The 16,657-nt window shown below is 65.4% G+C and carries 19 protein-coding genes; 15 read left to right on the forward strand and 4 right to left on the reverse strand.

The features are described from left to right. Window positions 1-217: 217 nt before the first annotated feature. The 15 genes from ffh to NL2_RS05305 all read left to right on the forward strand — a co-directional run bounded on the left by ffh (window position 218) and on the right by NL2_RS05305 (window position 13,030). Window positions 218-1,735: a signal recognition particle protein gene (ffh, locus tag NL2_RS05235; protein ID WP_068072633.1), complete on the forward strand. Its 1,518-nt coding sequence runs from the start codon at window positions 218-220 to the stop codon at window positions 1,733-1,735. Window positions 1,736-1,767: 32 nt separating this feature from the next. Continuing rightward, window positions 1,768-2,310 (forward strand): 30S ribosomal protein S16, encoded by a 543-nt coding sequence (rpsP, locus tag NL2_RS05240; protein WP_068072637.1) that lies wholly within the window; start codon window positions 1,768-1,770, stop codon window positions 2,308-2,310. 3 nt (window positions 2,311-2,313) lie between these two features. Beyond that, entirely contained in the window at window positions 2,314-2,814 is a 501-nt protein-coding gene (rimM, locus tag NL2_RS05245) for a ribosome maturation factor RimM (protein WP_068072640.1), read from the forward strand. A 30-nt stretch (window positions 2,815-2,844) separates the two neighbouring features. After that, window positions 2,845-3,114, forward strand: coding sequence for an AbrB/MazE/SpoVT family DNA-binding domain-containing protein (locus NL2_RS05250; RefSeq protein ID WP_068072644.1), 270 nt, complete (start codon window positions 2,845-2,847; stop codon window positions 3,112-3,114). After that, window positions 3,111-3,488, forward strand: a complete 378-nt coding sequence (locus NL2_RS05255; protein WP_084355900.1) for a type II toxin-antitoxin system VapC family toxin — start codon at window positions 3,111-3,113, stop codon at window positions 3,486-3,488. The genes NL2_RS05250 and NL2_RS05255 overlap by 4 nt, the downstream gene beginning before the upstream one ends. Next, entirely contained in the window at window positions 3,489-4,334 is an 846-nt protein-coding gene (trmD, locus tag NL2_RS05260; protein ID WP_068072647.1) for a tRNA (guanosine(37)-N1)-methyltransferase TrmD, read from the forward strand. Next, a complete protein-coding gene (rplS, locus tag NL2_RS05265) occupies window positions 4,331-4,711 on the forward strand; it encodes a 50S ribosomal protein L19 (protein ID WP_068072651.1) in 381 nt (126 codons plus the stop codon). Before trmD ends, rplS begins: the two co-directional genes overlap by 4 nt. Before the next feature lie 98 nt (window positions 4,712-4,809). Continuing rightward, window positions 4,810-7,068 (forward strand): S9 family peptidase, encoded by a 2,259-nt coding sequence (locus tag NL2_RS05270; RefSeq protein WP_068072654.1) that lies wholly within the window; start codon window positions 4,810-4,812, stop codon window positions 7,066-7,068. Between the two features lie 87 nt (window positions 7,069-7,155). Beyond that, complete coding sequence (locus tag NL2_RS05275) at window positions 7,156-8,181, forward strand: aspartate-semialdehyde dehydrogenase (protein WP_068073049.1); 1,026 nt, start codon at window positions 7,156-7,158, stop codon at window positions 8,179-8,181. A 41-nt stretch (window positions 8,182-8,222) separates the two neighbouring features. Then, window positions 8,223-8,513: a FitA-like ribbon-helix-helix domain-containing protein gene (locus NL2_RS05280; protein WP_068072658.1), complete on the forward strand. Its 291-nt coding sequence runs from the start codon at window positions 8,223-8,225 to the stop codon at window positions 8,511-8,513. After that, window positions 8,500-8,910, forward strand: coding sequence for a type II toxin-antitoxin system VapC family toxin (locus NL2_RS05285; RefSeq protein WP_068072662.1), 411 nt, complete (start codon window positions 8,500-8,502; stop codon window positions 8,908-8,910). The genes NL2_RS05280 and NL2_RS05285 overlap by 14 nt, the downstream gene beginning before the upstream one ends. 62 nt (window positions 8,911-8,972) lie before the next feature. Beyond that, the gene (locus NL2_RS05290) at window positions 8,973-9,740 is read left to right on the forward strand and encodes a TIGR00266 family protein (protein ID WP_068072665.1); all 768 of its coding nucleotides are present in this window, start codon (window positions 8,973-8,975) and stop codon (window positions 9,738-9,740) included. 8 nt (window positions 9,741-9,748) lie between these two features. After that, the gene (locus tag NL2_RS05295) at window positions 9,749-10,513 is read left to right on the forward strand and encodes an alpha/beta fold hydrolase (protein WP_068072668.1); all 765 of its coding nucleotides are present in this window, start codon (window positions 9,749-9,751) and stop codon (window positions 10,511-10,513) included. 87 nt (window positions 10,514-10,600) lie between these two features. Beyond that, complete coding sequence (locus NL2_RS05300; protein ID WP_068072670.1) at window positions 10,601-12,448, forward strand: M2 family metallopeptidase; 1,848 nt, start codon at window positions 10,601-10,603, stop codon at window positions 12,446-12,448. 105 nt (window positions 12,449-12,553) lie between these two features. Further along, window positions 12,554-13,030 (forward strand): YbjN domain-containing protein, encoded by a 477-nt coding sequence (locus tag NL2_RS05305; RefSeq protein WP_068072672.1) that lies wholly within the window; start codon window positions 12,554-12,556, stop codon window positions 13,028-13,030. 223 nt (window positions 13,031-13,253) lie between these two features. On the opposite strand, the gene NL2_RS05310 is transcribed toward NL2_RS05305, so the two are convergent. The 4 genes from NL2_RS05310 to rpsF form a co-directional block, all read right to left on the reverse strand. Further along, window positions 13,254-14,693: an AMP nucleosidase gene (locus NL2_RS05310; protein ID WP_068072680.1), complete on the reverse strand. Its 1,440-nt coding sequence runs from the start codon at window positions 14,691-14,693 to the stop codon at window positions 13,254-13,256. 346 nt (window positions 14,694-15,039) lie between these two features. Continuing rightward, window positions 15,040-15,636: a 50S ribosomal protein L9 gene (rplI, locus tag NL2_RS05315; RefSeq protein ID WP_068072683.1), complete on the reverse strand. Its 597-nt coding sequence runs from the start codon at window positions 15,634-15,636 to the stop codon at window positions 15,040-15,042. A 12-nt stretch (window positions 15,637-15,648) separates the two neighbouring features. Next, window positions 15,649-15,873, reverse strand: a complete 225-nt coding sequence (rpsR, locus tag NL2_RS05320) for a 30S ribosomal protein S18 (protein WP_068072686.1) — start codon at window positions 15,871-15,873, stop codon at window positions 15,649-15,651. Window positions 15,874-15,876: 3 nt separating this feature from the next. Then, window positions 15,877-16,239 (reverse strand): 30S ribosomal protein S6, encoded by a 363-nt coding sequence (gene rpsF / locus NL2_RS05325; RefSeq protein ID WP_068072689.1) that lies wholly within the window; start codon window positions 16,237-16,239, stop codon window positions 15,877-15,879. Window positions 16,240-16,657: the final 418 nt, after the last annotated feature.

Below are 16,657 nucleotides of genomic sequence, written 5' to 3' on the forward strand. Positions count from 1 at the left end.
CGCGGCCCCGGCGCGCTCGGTCAGGGCGGGCGGGCCAGGAACGGCTGGCTGAGCTTGCTTTGCCGGATATTTGCGGCTACGGGGCGCTCTTCGCGTGGCGGCCTGGCTGTCGCGCTTTGTTCGTATGGCCCTTTTGAGGACGCCACACGCTGGTCGGCGAGGTTTCGCCCACCGGCGTTTTTCGCGTGTTCGACGGGCCCTGTATGGGAATGCGCTCGTGTTCGACAGTCTTTCCGACCGGCTTGGCAGCGTTTTCGCGTCCCTGCGCGGCCGTGGCGCGCTGAAGGAAGACGATGTCCGCGCCGCGATGCGCGAAGTGCGGATCGCGCTGCTCGAAGCCGACGTTGCGCTGCCCGTGGTGCGCCGCTTCGTCGATCAGGTGACCGAACAGGCGGTCGGCCAGAACGTGCTGCGCTCGGTCACGCCGGGGCAGCAGGTCGTCAAGATCGTCAACGATGCGCTGGTCGACGTGCTGGGCGCGCAGACTGCCGAGCTCGATCTCAACGCCGCGCCGCCGGTGGTGATCATGATGGTCGGGCTGCAGGGTTCGGGCAAGACCACCAGCACCGCCAAGATCGGCAAGCTGCTCAAGGACCGGCAGGGCAAGAAAGTCCTGCTCGCCTCGCTCGACGTCAACCGTCCCGCTGCGCAGGAACAGCTCAAGGTGCTGGGCGAGCAGGCGGGCGTCGCCACGCTGCCGATCATCGTCGGCCAGCTGCCGGTGGAGATCGCCACCCGCGCGATGCAGGCGGCGAAGCTGCAGGCGGTGGACGTGCTGCTGCTCGATACCGCGGGCCGGCTCCATGTCGATGCCGCGCTGATGGAGGAAATGAAGGCGGTCGCCGCCGTCGCCACCCCGCGCGAGACGCTGCTGGTGGTCGATGCGCTGACCGGCCAGGACGCGGTCAACGTCGCGCAGAGCTTTTCGGGCGAAGTGAACCTCACCGGCGTAGTGCTCACCCGCATGGACGGCGATGCGCGCGGCGGTGCGGCGCTGTCGATGCGTGCGGTCACCGGCAAACCGATCAAGTTTGCCGCCACCGGTGAAAAGCTCGATGCGATCGAGGCGTTCGATCCGGTGCGCGTCGCGGGCCGCATCCTGGGCATGGGCGACATCGTTTCGATCGTCGAGAAAGCCGCCGCCTCGATCGACGTCGAAGACGCCGAGAAGATGGCCGCGCGGATGGCCAAGGGCCAGTTCGACCTCAACGACTTGCGCACCCAGCTCAACCAGATGACCAAGATGGGCGGTTTGGGGATGTTGGCGGGCATGTTGCCGGGCATGAAGAAGGCCAAGGCGGCGATGGCGCAAAGCGGCATGAACGACAAAGTGCTGGTGCACATGGACGCAATAATCGGCTCGATGACCGTGGCCGAGCGCGCGCGCCCCGAACTGCTCAACGCCAAACGCAAGATCCGCGTCGCCAAGGGCGCCGGGATGCAGGTGCAGGACGTCAACAAGCTGCTCAAGATGCATCAGGAAATGGCCAAGGCGATGAAGCAGATCCGCAAGATGGGCGGACTCAAGGGCCTGGGCGCGCTGTTCGGCGGCGGCGGCATGGGTGGCCTTGGCGGCGGCGGTGGACCCGAAGGCGGGGCCGGTGGCCTGCCCGGTCTCGGTGGCGGCATCGGCGGCGGCATGGGTGGTTTGGGCGGAGGCGGAATGGCCGGCCTGCCGGGCCTCGGCAGCGGTGGATTGCCCGCCAACTTCAACGATCTTCTCAAGAAAAAATGATCTCAAGTCTTTAATCGGAAAGGTATTACCAGATGTCAGTTTCCCTTCGTCTGTCGCGTGGCGGTTCCAAGAAGCGCCCGTATTACAAGGTCGTCGTGTCCAACAGCCGCGCCCCGCGCGATGGCAAGTACCTGGAACAGGTCGGCACCTACAACCCGCTGCTCGCCAAGGACGATGAAAAGCGCGTCGCGCTGATCGAGGACCGCGTGCGTTACTGGCTGGGCGTCGGCGCGCAGCCGACCGACCGCGTCGCGCGCATGCTCGACAAGGCCGGGATCAAGGAACGCGTCGCGACCAGCAACCCGGCCAAGGGCGAACCCGGCAAGAAGGCCAAGGAACGCGCTGAAGACCGCGCCAGCAAGCTGGCCGAAGCCGAGGAAGCCAAGGCTGCCGAAGCCGCTGCCGCCGCTGAAGCCGCCGCCGCACCCGCTCCCGAGCCTGAGGTCGTCGAGGAAGCGCCTGCTGCCGCTGAGGAAGCACCCGCCGCAGAGGCCACCGAAGCCACCCCCAGCAGCGACGCGGGCGACACCGCCGCGCCCGAGGGTGAAAGCGCACAGGCTCCGGCGGAAGGCTGACCGGTGCAGGACCGCCCCGTTACGCTGGCTGCCATCAGCGGCGCGCATGGCGTGACGGGGGAGGTCCGGCTCAAGCTGTTCGGTGAAGGCGTGGCGTCGCTCAAACGCTACCACGCCTTCAACGACGGCAAGCTGACGCTGGAAAAGCTCAAGGATGACACCAAGGGCGGCGCGATCGCGCGCTTTGCCGAAGTCACCACGCGCACAGCCGCCGAAGGCTTGCGCGGCACCGCGCTGACCGTGCCGCGATCGACGCTGCCGGCGCTGGCCGAGGGCGAATACTACCACGCCGACCTGATCGGCCTGCCCGCCGTCTCCACCACCGGCGAGGATCTGGGCACCTGCATCGCCATCGACAACTTCGGCGCGGGTGATGTGCTGGAGATCGAGCGTCCCGGCGTCGAGGGTAAGCGGGGGCCACGGTTCATGGTGCCGATGAAGGTCGAAGCCGTGCCCGAATGGGATGGCGCCCGGCTGATGATTGACGCGGCTTATGTCGAGTAGTATATACATTGCGTATATACGGAGATTGTCATGAACAAGGAATATCGCGCCAAGGTGTTCAAGTCGGGCAATTCGATGGCGCTGCGGCTACCCAAGGCGCTGGGGATCGAAGAAGGGTCCGAGATGGTACTGCGCGAAGTGCCGATGGGTTATGCGCTGGAACCTGTCGGAAAACCCCGGCAGAAGATCGATATCAGCGGATTTGCGGGCAAGGCACCGGGCATCAAGCTGGCGCCGCGTGAAGACTTTGAAGAAAGACCCAGCACAATCGCGGCGCGCAAAGCGGCGGGTCTGGCTTGATCCGCTACCTGATCGACGCCAACGCTGCCGTCTATGCAATGGACCTTGGCCATGATGGGCTGAAGGCGCGGTTGGCCGATTGCGATGCCGGTTCGGTCGCAATCTCTACCATCAGCTATGCCGAAGTGGCTTACGGCACCCACGTCGGCAAGCCGCCGCCGCCCGAGGTGCTTGAAGCCTTCATTCAGGCGATTCCCTTGCTCTCGTTCGATGAAGCGGCCGCGCGTGAATACGCCAAACTGCCCTTCAAGCGCGCGCGCTTCGACCGCCTGCTGGCTGCGCATGCGCTGAGCATCGGGGCGATCGTCGTGACCAACAACGAGGCCGACTTCGCCGATGTGCCGGGGCTGAAGGTCGAGAACTGGACGATCTGAATGACCTTCGTCGCCACCGTCCTCACGCTCTACCCAGAGATGTTTCCCGGCCCGCTCGGCGTGTCTCTGGCGGGGCGGGCCATGGCCGAGGGCAAGTGGTCGCTCGATGCCGTGCAGATCCGCGATTTCGCTGCCGACAAGCATCGCACCGTCGATGATACGCCCGCCGGCGGCGGGGCGGGGATGGTGTTGCGGGTGGATGTGCTGGCCAGCGCGGTGGATTTTGCAGTGGTCAAAGGCAACCAGCCACCGTTCGTGTCGAGCGAAGTCGAGACACCGCCGACAAATGTCTCGACTTCGCTCGACACGAACGGAGACGAGGAGGGCGTCAGCAGCCAGCGGGAACTGCCCATCCTCGCCATGACCCCGCGCGGCCAGCCGCTCACCCAGGCGCGGGTGCGCGAACTCGCGGCAGGCCCGGGCGTGATCATCCTGTGCGGGCGGTTCGAGGGTTTCGACGAGCGCATCTTCGCCGGGCGCGCCATCGAGGAAGTGTCGTTGGGCGACATCGTGCTGTCGGGCGGGGAGCCGGCGGCGCTGATGCTGCTGGACGCTTGCATTCGGCTGCTTCCCGGCGTAATGGGCGCCCCTTCCAGTGGGTCCGAGGAGTCGTTCGAGAACGGCTTGCTCGAGTATCCGCACTATACCCGACCTGTCGAATGGGAAGGGCGCACGATCCCCGAAGTGCTGCGATCGGGGGATCATGCGAAGATCGCCGCCTGGCGGAAACAACAGGCGGAGGTCGATACACGGTTACGCAGGCCGGATCTTTGGGAGCGTCACATCGGCGCTCGGGTCCAGTCTGCCTCTGGCGCGCGGCACGAAAACGGGAACGAAGGTCGATGAACCTGATCCAGCAGCTCGAGGCGGAAGCCATCGAGGAGTTCAAGTCGAAGAAGACCATCCCGGAATTCCGGGCGGGCGATACGCTGCGCGTGGGCGTGCGCGTGGTCGAAGGCGAGCGCACCCGCGTGCAGGCCTATGAAGGCGTGTGCATCGCGCGGTCGAACCGTGGCCTCGGTTCCAACTTCACCGTCCGCAAGATGAGCTTCGGCGAAGGCGTTGAGCGCGTATTCCCGCTCTATTCGCCCAATATCGACAGCATTACCGTGGTCCGCCGCGGTGTCGTGCGTCGTGCGAAGCTGTACTACCTTCGTGGCCGCACCGGCAAACGCGCGCGCATTGCCGAGCGCAAGGTCACCAAGACCAGCCAGGAGGGCTGAACAGCCCACGCCGACGAAACGGAACTCCATCCGTGAAAGGGCGTCCTGGCATCACCGCCAGGGCGCCCTTTCGCATTTTCGGGATTAGACCGCTTGCCATGCGATTGCCTCGTCCTTTCATTGCCGCCGGTGCGCTGGGCGTGCTGTCGTGGTCCGTTGTTGCGCATGCCGAGGCTCCGGTGACGTCGGCTGCCACTGCTGCTGCGCCGACGCTCAGCCTCGAGCGCGTGTTCGCCAGCCCGAGCCTGGCCGGCCCGGTGCCGCGCGCGGCGAAGCTGTCGCCCGACGGGCGCTGGCTGACGCTGCTGCGCAACCGCGCCGACGATCGCGAGCGTTATGACCTGTGGGGCTTCGACCGGCAGACCGGCCAGTGGACGATGCTGGTCGATTCGCTGAAGCTGGGATCGGGCCGCGAACTGTCCGAAGCCGAGAAGATGCAGCGCGAACGCCAGCGCATCGGCGACTTGAAGGGCATCGTCAGCTATGACTGGGCGGCGGACGGCAAGGCATTGCTCGTGCCGCTCGACGGCGACCTGTACCTCGCCGGGCTCGACGGCAGCACGCGCAAGCTGACCGATACGCAGCAGACGGTGCTCAATCCCCGGCTGAGCCCCAAGGGCGGCTACATCGCGTTCGTGCGCGACCAGCGGCTGTGGGCAGGCCCCGTGGGCGGCGCGCCGGCGAGCGCGATCAGCCCGGCGGAAAGCGCCGCGACCGTCCACTGGGGCGAGGCGGAGTTCGTCGCGCAGGAGGAAATGGCGCGCTTCACCGGGTTCTGGTGGGCGCCCGACGACACGCGCATCGCGGTCGAACGGTTCGACGAGGCGCCGGTCGGCGTGGTCACGCGCGCCGCGATCGGCGCCGACGGCACACGCACGTATGACCAGCGCTACCCGGTGGCGGGCAGCGCCAATGCCGACGTCTCGCTATGGCTGATGGCGCCCGACGGCAGCGGCAAGGTTGCGGTCGATCTTGGCCCTGACAAGGACATCTACGTCGCCCGCGTCGACTGGGCGCACGACGGCAGGACGCTGTACGTCCAGCGGCAGAGCCGCGACCAGACCCGGCTCGACATGCTTTCGGTCGATCCCGTCACGGGCAAGTCCCGCGTGCTGTTCAGCGAGAAGGCCGCAGCCAAAAGCTGGGTGAACCTGTCGTCCGACTACAAGTTTCTCGACGACGGCAGCCTGGTGTGGTGGTCGGAACGCGACGGCTACGGGCATCTTTATCACTACGCCAAGGGCAAGTGGCGCCAGTTGACGCACGGCAAGTGGGTCGTCACCGCGCTCGCCGGCATCGACCAGAAGGCGCGCCGGGTCTACTTCACCGGCACCAGGGACGATGTGCTGGCGACGCAGATCTATGCGATCGATCTCGATCAGCCGGGCGAGCCCGCGCGGCTGAGCGATCCCGCGTTCGTCAACGGCGCGACGATGGACAAGGCGGGCAAGACACTGCTCGTCAGCCGTTCGGCAGACGGCCAGCCACCGCAATCGTACATCGCCGACGGCACGGGCAAGCGGCTCGCGTGGATCGAGGAAAATCGCGCCGAGGCCGCGCATCCTTACGCGCCCTACCTCGCCGCGCATCGCCCCGCCACGTTCGGCACGATCCCGGCGGCGGACGGCACGCCGCTGCACTGGATGATGATCACCCCGCCGCTGGAGCCGGGCAAGCACTACCCGGTGTTCACCTACCACTACGGTGGCCCCACCGCGCAAGTCGTGACCAAGGGCTGGCAAGGGGCGCTGGCGCAAGCGATCGTCGCCAAAGGCTACATCTACTTCGCGATCGACAACCGTGGCAGCGACAATCGCGGCGTGGCGTTTGCCAGCGCGATCTGGCGGGCGATGGGCAGCGTTGAAGTGGCCGACCAGGCGGCCGGCGCGCGCTATCTCAAGACGCTCGATTTCGTCGATCCGGCGCGGATCAGCACGTTCGGCTGGTCGTATGGTGGCTACATGACGATCAAGATGCTCGAGGCTGATCCGGGCGTGTGGGCGGCGGGCATCGCGGTAGCGCCGGTGACCAAGTGGGAACTGTACGACACGCATTACACCGAACGCTATCTCGGCACGCCGCAGCAGGATGGCGCGGTCTATGCCGCGTCGGACGCGATGGCCGATACCGCGAAAATCCGCGATCCGCTGCTGATCATCCACGGCATGGCCGACGACAACGTGGTGTTCGAGAATTCCTCTGCGATCATCGCCAAGCTGCAGGGTGAGGCGGTGCCGTTCGAGATGATGCTCTACCCCGGTTTCACCCACCGCATTTCGGGGCCGAAGGTGAGCCGGCACTTGTACGAAACGATGTTCCGCTTCCTCGACCGGCATGGCGCCGGAAGCGGGAAATAACGCCAACCGACTTGCAGAGGGCGCACCGCCCGCTAACGGACAGGACGCGCAGTGGGGCACGGCTCCGGCGCCAAGGGAGTGAAGACGATGGGTTACCGGGTTGTAGTGGTCGGCGCGACGGGGAACGTGGGCCGCGAGATGCTCAACATCCTTGCCGAGCGGGAATTCCCCGCCGACGAGATCGGGGCCGTGGCCACGCGCCGCTCGATCGGGGTCGACATCGAATACGGTGACACCGGGCGCATGCTGCGGTGCAAGGACATCGCGACGTTCGACTTTGCCGGCTGGGACATCGCGCTGTTTGCCGCCGGGTCCGCCGCGGCTGCCGAATATGCGCCCAAGGCGGCAGCGGCAGGGTGCGTGGTGATCGACAATTCGTCGCTCTACCGCATGGACCCCGACGTGCCGCTGATCGTGCCCGAGGTGAACCCCGATGCGATCGACGGCTACAAGAAGAAGATGATCATCGCCAACCCCAACTGCTCGACCGCGCAAATGGTGGTGGCCCTGAAGCCGCTGCACGATGCCGCCACGATCAAGCGCGTCGTCGTCTCGACCTACCAGTCGGTGTCCGGCGCGGGCAAGGCGGGGATGGACGAACTGTTCGAGCAGAGCCGCAACATCTTCGTCGGCGATCCGGCGGAGCCGAGGCTGTTCACCAAGCAGATCGCGTTCAACGTGATCCCGCACATCGACGTGTTCCTGGATGATGGCTTCACCAAGGAAGAATGGAAGATGGTGGTCGAGACCAAGAAGATCCTCGATCCCAAGATCAAGGTCGTCGCCACGTGCGTGCGCGTGCCGGTGTTCGTCGGCCATTCCGAAGCGATCAACATCGAGATGGAAAACGAACTTTCGGCCGAAGACGCGCAGAATATTCTGCGCGAGGCGCCGGGGATCATGCTCGTCGACAAGCGCGAGGATGGCGGATACGTCACCCCGATCGAGGCCGCAGGCGACGGCGCGACCTATATCAGCCGCGTGCGCGAGGATCCCACGGTCGAGAACGGGCTGGTGTTCTGGTGCGTGTCCGACAACTTGCGCAAGGGTGCCGCGCTGAACGCGGTGCAAATCGCGGAACTGCTCGGACGGCGGCATCTGAAGAAGGGTTGAGCGGACTTGCGGGATTGATAGCAAGTTGATATCAATCCCGGATGGGCCAAGTACTGATCCGCAAAATCGGGGACGATACCCTCGAAGACTTTCGCCGCGTTGCGAAAGAACGCGGCACGTCGCTTGAGGCTGAATTGCGCGCAGTGATCGAACGCAATCGACCGATTCGCAAGAAGAACCCCAAGCTGCTCAGGCAACTGGCCGAGGGTTTGCAGGCGATGACGCCCGATGGCGTGCGCCTGCGGGACAGCACCGATCTGATCCGCTGGGACCGCGATACCAACCACGGCGATTTTGTCGATGATGGCTGGAGCGACGATGCTGGTGATTGACGCCAGCGTGGCGTTCAAATTCGTGGTAGAGGAACTGGGATCGTCGCAAGCGCTGGCCTATCTCGACACTGACGAACCGCTGATCGCTCCCGATCTGATCCTCATCGAAGTTGCCAGCGCCCTGTGGAAGCGCGTCAAGGAATCGGAACTGCTGGAACTCCATGCCGAACGGAGCCTGCACGGCTTGCCCGAATTCTTCGCCAGAATCGATCGGATGACCGATTACATGGACGAGGCTTTCCGCCTCTCATTCCGCCTGCGCCATCCGATCTACGATTGCATTTACCTGGCGCAGGCGGTTCGCGAAAACGCGGTGCTGGTCACTGCCGATAAAAAGCTGGTCAAGGCGGCCGCGCGCACCGGGCTTGGCCAATTCGTGCGGCAACTGGTCTGGTGACTGCCCTTTCGCGGGGATAGGTCCGGCGCTAGGATAGCCGCACCCCAGTTCAGGAGCCACCCATGCGCTACGAAGTGACCGGCACCATCATGCAGACCGTCTCGATCGCGCTCGATCGGGGTGAGCAGCTTTACAGCCAGACCGCGAGCATGGCGTGGATGGCGCCTTCGATCCGCATGGACACGCATACCGGCGGCGGACTGTTCGCCGGGATCAAGCGCGCGCTGGCGGGCGGCGGGCTGTTCATCACCGAATTCACCGCCGATCAGGAGGGCGAGATCGCGTTTGCGCCGCGCTTTCCGGGGCAGATCGTGCCGATGACGCTTGCCGCCGGCCAATCGATCATCTGCCGCAAGGAAACGTTCCTGTGCGCCGAACGCTCGGTCACGCTCGACATCGCGTTCCAGCAGCGGCTGGGCGCGGGGTTCTTTGCGGGCGAGGGGTTCATCATGCAGCGCGTAACCGGGCCGGGCACGGTGTTCCTCGACCTGTCGGGAGAGGTGGTCGAAAAGACGCTGGCGCCGGGCGAGCGGCTGCTGGTCCATGCCGGCCACGTCGGCATGCAGGAGCCTTCGGTGGGCATCGACATCCGCATGATGCGGGGTTTTCGCAACGTGCTGTTCGGCGGCGAGGGGCTGTTTCTGGCCACGCTGGAAGGACCGGGCAAAGTCTGGCTGCAGTCGATGCCGATCATGAATCTGGCCGAGGAGATCGGCCGCTACCTGCCGCTGGGCGACGGCGAGCGCGGCGGCGGATCGTCGATGCTGGGGATCGGCGCGGGCGCGGCGGCGGTCGGCGGCATTCTCGGCAGCATCCTGGGTAACGAGTAGGCGGCGGAATGACCGTGGAGATATGCACCGAGACGTTTTTCGGCTTCGGCGGCGCGGACCTCGCGCTGCATCGCATGGGTGCAGGGCGGCCGGTGGTGCTGCTCCACGGGCTGTTCTCGTCGGCTGCGATCAACTGGATCAAGTTCGGCACCGCCGCGCAACTGGCCGCCGCCGGGTTCGAGGCGCTGATGCCCGATCTGCGCGCGCATGGCCACAGCGCCGCGCCGCACGACGCCGCAGCCTACCCGCCCGACGTGCTGGTGCGCGATGCCGAGGCGCTGATCGCGCACTTGGGGCTGGAAGATTTCGACCTCGTCGGCTTCTCGCTCGGCGCGCGCACGGCGGCGCGCAGCGTGATCGCGGGGATGCGCCCGCGTCGGCTGGTGCTGGCGGGAATGGGGCTGGAAGGGCTGGCGGGCTGGGCCCGGCGGCAGGCGTTCTTCCTCGACGTGATCGACCGCTTCGGCACGATCCGTCCCGGCGACCCGGCGTATCTGTCGCAGCAGTTCATGAAGACGATGAAGGTCGATCGTGACGCCGCGCGACAGTTGCTCGGCACGATGGAGGATACCGCGTCAGGTGACCTCGCCCGGATCGACATGCCCACCATGGTGCTGTGCGGCGCGCAGGACGAGGACAACGGTTCCGCCGACTGGCTCGCCGCCGCGCTGCCCGATGCGATCCGCGTGACCATCCCCGGCACGCACATGAGTTCGGTCACCGTGCCCGAGATGGGCCGCGAACTGGTTGCATTTCTTACCGCTTCGGCTTGACCTGAGGGCGCTGCGGCGTATCCATGCGGCAACGTGCCGCGCCCGTCAGCGTAGCCAGAACCACGCCTTCCGGGAGTCGCTCCTTCGATGAAAACCCTCGTTTCCACGCTGGCGCTCGCCGCCGCGACAGCATTCACCATGCCCGCGCACGCTCAGTCCGCCACCGCCACCGCCACGATGACCGCAACCGCTGCCCCGGCGACCCCGGCCGTGGTCGATGCCTGGGTGACGCAGGCGGAAAAGGACCTGTTTGTCGAAGCCGTGCGCCAGTCGCGCAACGACTGGGTCTACCAGACCAACGTCACCGACGACACCGAGGCGCTGGTGTCCGAGGCCAACGCCGCGATGACCCGGCTGCAAGTCGGGCAGGCCAAGCAGGCCGCCGACTATGCCAAGGTCCCCGGCATCAGCCCGGACATCGCGCGCAAGCTGGTGATGATCCGCACCTCGATCACCAACCCCGCGCCTTCCATCCCCGGCGCGGCGGAGGAATTCGCCCGGCTCGGCGCGGAAATCCAGGGCATCTATGCCAAGGGCCACGGCACGCTGAAGGGCCAGTCGCTCAACGGCAGCGACATCGAGGCGGCGATGGGCACCAGCCGCAATCCCGATGAACTGAAGGAAATGTGGACCACATGGCACGACAGCGTCGGCAAGCCGATGAAGGCCGATTACGTGCGCATGGTCGATATCTCGAATGCCGGCGCAAAGGAGCTGGGCTTTGCCGATACCGGCGCGCTGTGGCGGTCGAACTACGACATGGATCCAGATGCGTTTGCCGCGCTGACCGACAAGATCTGGAACGAGGTCAAGCCGCTCTACGATCAGTTGCACTGCTACACCCGCTCCAAGCTCAACGAGAAGTACGGCGATGCGGTGCAGGCCAGGACCGGCCCGATCCGCGCCGACCTGCTCGGCAACATGTGGGCGCAGGAATGGGGCAACATCTATGACGTGGTCGCGCCCGCCGGATCGGGCGACATCGGCTATGACATCGGCGACCTGCTGAAAGCCAAGGCGTACGATCCGCTGAAGATGGTCCACGCGGGCGAAGGGTTCTATTCCTCGCTCGGCTTTGCGCCGTTGCCCGAAACGTTCTGGCAGCGTTCGCAGCTGACCAAGCCGCGCGACCGCGAGGTGGTGTGTCATGCGTCGGCGTGGGACGTCGATCAGAAGGACGATCTGCGCGTCAAGATGTGCATCAAGGTGAACGCCGACGATTTCATCACGATCCACCACGAGCTGGGCCACAACTATTACCAGCGCGCCTACAACAAGCAGGACGCGCTGTACCTCAACGGCGCCAACGACGGGTTCCACGAGGCGATCGGCGACACCATGGCGCTGTCGATCACCCCGCAATACCTCGTCCAGATCGGGCTGCTCGATCCCGCCAAAGTCCCGCCGGCGAGCAAGGACACCGGATTGCTGCTGCGCCAGGCGATGGACAAAGTGGCGTTCCTGCCGTTCGGCCTCTTGGTCGATCGCTGGCGCTGGGGCGTGTTCTCCGGCCAGATCAAGCCCGACAGCTACGAAGCGGCGTGGAACGACCTGCGGCTGAAGTATCAGGGCATTGTCCCGCCGGTTGCGCGCGGGGCCGATGCGTTCGATCCGGGGGCGAAGTACCATGTGCCGGCGGTGGTGCCCTACACGCGCTATTTCCTGGCGCGGGTGCTGCAGTTCCAGTTCTTCGAGGCGGCGTGCAAGACCGCCGGGTGGAAGGGGCCGCTGCACCGCTGCAGTTTTTACGGCAACAAGAAGGTCGGCGACAAGCTCAACGCCATGCTCGCGATGGGCGCGTCGAAGCCGTGGCCCGATGCGCTGCAGGCGTTCACCGGCAGCCGCGAGATGAGCGGCGGGGCGATGGTGCGCTACTTCGCGCCGCTCACCCGCTGGCTCGAACTGCAGAACAAGGGCAAGGACTGTGGCTGGTAGTCGGGGCCGGTAATGCGCGGCGGTAGCCGGGGTGGCAGGCGGTAACCGCTTGCCCCCGATCCCTGCGGCATGCCACGTTCGGTGCTTGATCGATCGGAGGATACCATGGGGATTCGGGCAACCGGGCTGGCAGTGTTGGCGATGCTGGCCGCGCCGTGCGCAGCGCAGGCCGCCACGGTCACCGCCGAACGGCCGCAGTCGGTGGTCGATGCGCTGGTCGCGCAAGGCTTCAAGGGCGAGCTAACTAAGGACGATCTGGGCGATCCGATGGTCAAGGCCGAAATCGGGCGGTGGAAAGCGCTGGTGCTGTTTGACGATTGTTCGGCGGCGCACGACGGCTGCCAGTCGCTGCAGCTGGTCTCCAGCTTCGACGCGCCGGACAAGGGCATCACCCCGCAAAAGGCGCTGGAGATCGCCCGCCAGATCCGTTTCGCCGCGATCACGCTCAACGCCGACGGCGACCCCACGGCGACGTGGGACGTGGTCACCGGCGCCGGGATCGACGACGCCGTGTTCGGTGCGGCGATCAAGGATTACAAGATCGCGCTCGACAACCTGGGGCACGAGGTGTTCGGGAATTGAGGGGAAGCTTTCGTCGTCCCGGACTTGATCCGGGACCGCTGGCAGTTGGATGAAGGCGACATGATCCATCCCCGCTCATCCCGAGCCCATCGACAAGCTCTGGATAAACTTCGGCCTGCTGGCCGAAGTCGAGGGATGCTGCGCAACATCCAACGGTGGCGCGACGTGTCTCGACTTCGCTCGACATGAGCGGGTGGAGGGGCACGTTTTTCTATCGCGCCGTTCAACGAAACGGTGGCTCATTGAACGCGCGCAACTTCCTGCTGTGCAGCTTGGCCCCTTCGGCGCGGAGCAGTTCGCAGGTGGTCACGCCGATCTGCAGGTGCGCGCCGATCGCTTCTTCGTAAAAGCGGTTGGCCTGACCGGGCAGCTTGATCTCGCCGTGGAGCGGCTTGTCCGACACGCACAGCAGCGTTCCGTAGGGCACGCGGAAGCGATAGCCTTGCGCGGCGATGGTCGCGCTTTCCATGTCGATGCCCACCGCGCGGCTCAAGCTGAGGCGGCGGGCGGACTGGGTGAAGCGCAGTTCCCAGTTGCGATCGTCGGTGGTGACCACGGTGCCCGTGCGCATCCGCCGCTTGAGGTCGGCGCCATGCGTGCCGCTGACCATCTCGCTCGCCTTGGCCAGCGCGACCTGCACTTCGGCGATCGCCGGGATCGGGATTTCGGGCGGCAGCACCGCGTCGAGCACGTGATCGTCGCGCAGATAGGCGTGGGCGAGCACGTAGTCGCCGATCTTCTGGGTGGGGCGCAGCCCTCCGCAGTGGCCGATCATCAGCCACGCCTCGGGCCGCAACACCGCCAGGTGATCGGTGATGGTCTTCGCGTTCGACGGGCCAACGCCGATATTGACCAGCGAGATGCCGGTGCGGTCGGGCCCGATCAGGTGGTAGGCGGGCATCTGGTGGCGCCGCCACGCGGTATCGGCCACCAGCGCGCGCGCGTTGCCGACCGGCGCATCGATGCGCAGCCCACCGGCGCCCGACAGCGCGGTGTAGTGGCCGTTGCCCAACTGCTCGCCCGCCCAGTCGACGAATTCATCGACGTAGCGGTGGTAGTTGGTGAACAGGATGTAGCGCTGGAAATCCTCGGGCATGGTGCCGGTGTAGTGCGCCAGCCGCGCCAGGCTGAAGTCGGTGCGCAGCCCGTCGAACAGCGACAGCGGCAGGTGCTGGTCGTCGGTGCCCAGGTCATAGCCATCGGCCAGCTCGTCGCCGATCATGGCGAGCTCGGTGGTGGGGAAATGCCGCGCCAGTTCCTGAGGGCTGACCGCCCCGATCTGCGCGCCGTACGCACCGTCGAGCACGTAAGGGAACGGCATTTCCTGGCTGGAGCGGACCACTTCGAGCCGCACGTCGTAATCGCCGGTGATGAGGTCGAGCTGCTCGGTCAGGTAATCGGCGAACAGTACAGGCCGGGTGATGGTGCAGGCATACGTGCCGCGCCGGTTGAGCCGTCCGAACGCGCGGCTGGCGCTGTCGGGATGGGCGAGCCCTTCGTAGTGGACGCGCAGTTCGGGGTAGCAGTAGCTGCCGTCGTGGCGCCGTTCGGGCGGGGGCAGCGTGCCATCGGCGGCATAGGCGGCAATGTCGGCGCGCAATTGCGCCACGGCGCTGTCGAACAGGCGAGTGAGCGCAGCGATAATCGTTTCAGGTGATTCCATTTTCCACGATTATCGTGCCCCTGTTGCAAATCAAGGGCGGTGCACGTCTCGATCTTGGCCCGCTCCCCTCCAGGTGAGAGGGTTGGGAGAGGGGGAGACCTGCACCAGCCATGCACCGGCCCCTCTCAACTGCGGCCAGCCAGCAAGGTGGCAGGCCTCCGTATCTCTCCCCGGAATGGGAGAGAGCAACCAGCATGCCAGCCGCACAACAAAAAACCCCCTCCGGTTAGGGAGGGGGTTCCTTCGCACGCGCACTCCGTCGAGCGGGCGCCAAACTGTTGTCCGGCCAAAAACTGAACCGCTTAAACGGATCAGGTCTGTTCCGGTTCCCGCAAAGGGAAAATAATCAGGCCGAAGCTTCCGCCGCGTCGTCGAGCAGATCCTCGGGGATCTCGCCCGGCTCGGCGTTGGGGTTGTAGGCTTCGGTGAAACCACCCGTATCGGCTTCAAACATCGCGGCCATCACGTCGACGCCCTGCGACTGCAGTTCGGCTTCGTCGGTCGAACGGGCGACGTTGACCTTGACGTTGACGGACACTTCGGGGTGGAGCGAAACCTTCACGTCGAACACGCCGATCGTCTTGATCGGGCGCTCGAGCACGACCATCGCCTTCGACAGCTTGGCGCCATCGGCGTTCAGCGCATCGACGATGTCGCGCACCGAAACCGAACCGTAAAGCTGGCCGGAGTTGGACGAAGCGCGGATCAGCACGACCTGCTTGCCATCGACATCGGCGGCATGGGTCTGGGCTTCGTCACGCTTGGTGGCGTTGTCGGATTCGATTTTCGCGCGGTTCGATTCGAACAGCTTGCGGTTCTTCTCGTTGGCGCGCAGCGCCTTCTTGTTGGGCAGCAGGAAGTTGCGAGCATAACCGTCCTTGACGGTTACCTCGTCACCGATGGTGCCCAGCTTCTCGATGCGCTCGAGCAGGATGATCTGCATGGGAGGCGCTCCTTACTTGACGATGTACGGCAGCAGGCCGATGTGCCGGGCGCGCTTGATAGCCTTGCCCAGCTCGCGCTGCTTCTTGCCGGATACCGCGGTGATGCGGCTGGGCACGATCTTGCCACGCTCGGACATGAAGCCCTGCAGCAGGCGCACGTCCTTGTAGTCGATCTTGGGAGCGTTCTTGCCCGAGAACGGGCAGCTCTTGCGGCGGCGGAAAAACGGACGGGCCATCTTTTATTCCCCTTCGCGTTCGCGGCGACGGCTACGGTCGCGTTCGTTCTTGCGCATCATCACCGAAGGACCGCCTTCATGTTCATCGACACGGACGGTCATGAAACGGATGACATCTTCGTTGATCGCGGTCTGGCGTTCCAGCTCGGCCACGACGCCCGCAGGGGCTTCGATGTTGAGCATCACGAAGTGCGCCTTGCGGTTCTTCGCGATCTTGTAGGCCAGCGAACGCAGGCCCCACGTCTCGGTCTTGGTGACCTTGCCGTGGTTGGTTTCGACGATTTCGGTGGCACTGGCAGCAAGCGTGTCGACCTGAGCCTGGCTCAGATCCTGGCGTGCCAGAAACACATGCTCGTAAAGCGGCATGTGAGCGTTCCTTTCACAATGGGCCGATCGCTGGCCGATCCGCAGGATTGCGGGGCCTCTCCGGCTTTCTGGGGTTTCGCGTTGCCGGATGTCCGGCGGCAAAGCGGTGCCCTTAACGCCTTTCCGGCCAAAAGCAAGCCCGGACGTCGTGCGGGCCGTCACGCGCGACGGGAACGCGCGGCGGGTCGGGAAAAGCGTGCCCGACCCGCGCCTCGGCCGGATCGGCCATCGCGGTTGCCCAACAATTCGATGCGGCCGGATCAAGTCGCGCGACTGGCGCAAGCGATTATCTGGTAATAGCTTTTTAAGCAAAATAGATTGCGGCTGAAACCAGTCCTGCGTCGAACCGGGCCTGCTCCGGGCAAATAAAAACCCGCCGAAGCGGGCTTTAGGTGGTGAAGGCACGAAACCTGAAATG

Origin of the sequence: Novosphingobium lentum NBRC 107847 (assembly GCF_001590965.1) — a bacterium.
Classification (GTDB): domain Bacteria; phylum Pseudomonadota; class Alphaproteobacteria; order Sphingomonadales; family Sphingomonadaceae; genus Novosphingobium; species Novosphingobium lentum.